General features: G+C 39.2%; 1 protein-coding gene. It reads left to right on the top strand.

Annotated features, from left to right (window positions below; genetic code table 11):
• The first annotated feature begins 141 nt into the window (after positions 1 to 141).
• Positions 142 to 501, top strand: coding sequence for a four helix bundle protein (locus ACTIEV_RS14805; RefSeq protein WP_439516745.1), 360 nt, complete (start codon positions 142 to 144; stop codon positions 499 to 501).
• Positions 502 to 660 lie beyond the last annotated feature (159 nt).

Here is a 660-nt window from a genome sequence, read left to right as displayed (position 1 = left end):
TAGGTTAGAATTTTTTGATTTGCAAGGTAAATAATAAACCCAGTACCTAGCACCTAGTACCAAGTACCCTTCAGCAAAAAATGCGGGAAATACCTAACGATAAACATATCTCAACTTTATAGATTACAGGAAAATTGTATGATGCGAGATTTCAAAACTTTAGGGATATGGCAACGATCAGTTAAGTTGGCTAAGACAATTAATGATTTGACTCAATCATTTCCTGCTCATGAAAAGTTTGGATTGGCTGTGCAGATGAATCGATCAGGAGTATCCATTGCATCCAATATCGCAGAAGGCTGTGGCAGAAGAACGATAGCGGATCAAACATATTTTATTCATGTTGCTATTGGATCTTCCTTTGAACTAGAAACTCAAATTGAAATAGCTTTTCTGAGTCATTATATAAGTGCAAGCATCTATCAGTCTACGGTATCTGAACTCAACACGCTTCAAAAAATGATGGTGGGTTATGTAAGAGGGTTGGGGGTTAGGTACTAGGTACTAGGTGCTAGGTACAAGGTACTAGGTACTAGGTGCTAGGTACTAGGTACTAGGTACTAGGTACTAGGTGCTAGGTACTAGGTACTAGGTACTAGGTGCTAGGTACTAGGTACTAGGTACTAGGTACTAGGTGCTAGGTACTAGGTACTAGGTACT

Origin of the sequence: Sediminibacterium sp., assembly GCF_051861365.1 — a bacterium.
In the GTDB taxonomy this organism is placed as follows: Bacteria; Bacteroidota; Bacteroidia; order Chitinophagales; family Chitinophagaceae; genus Sediminibacterium.
The sequence above is the reverse complement of the archived record's forward strand: the minus strand, read 5'-3'. Positions and strand labels throughout refer to the sequence as shown.

Coding starts and splice junctions, on each gene's coding strand:
- ACTIEV_RS14805 (WP_439516745.1), top strand. CDS start 142: ATGCGAGATTTCAAAACTTTAGGGATATGGCAACGATCAGTTAAGTTG.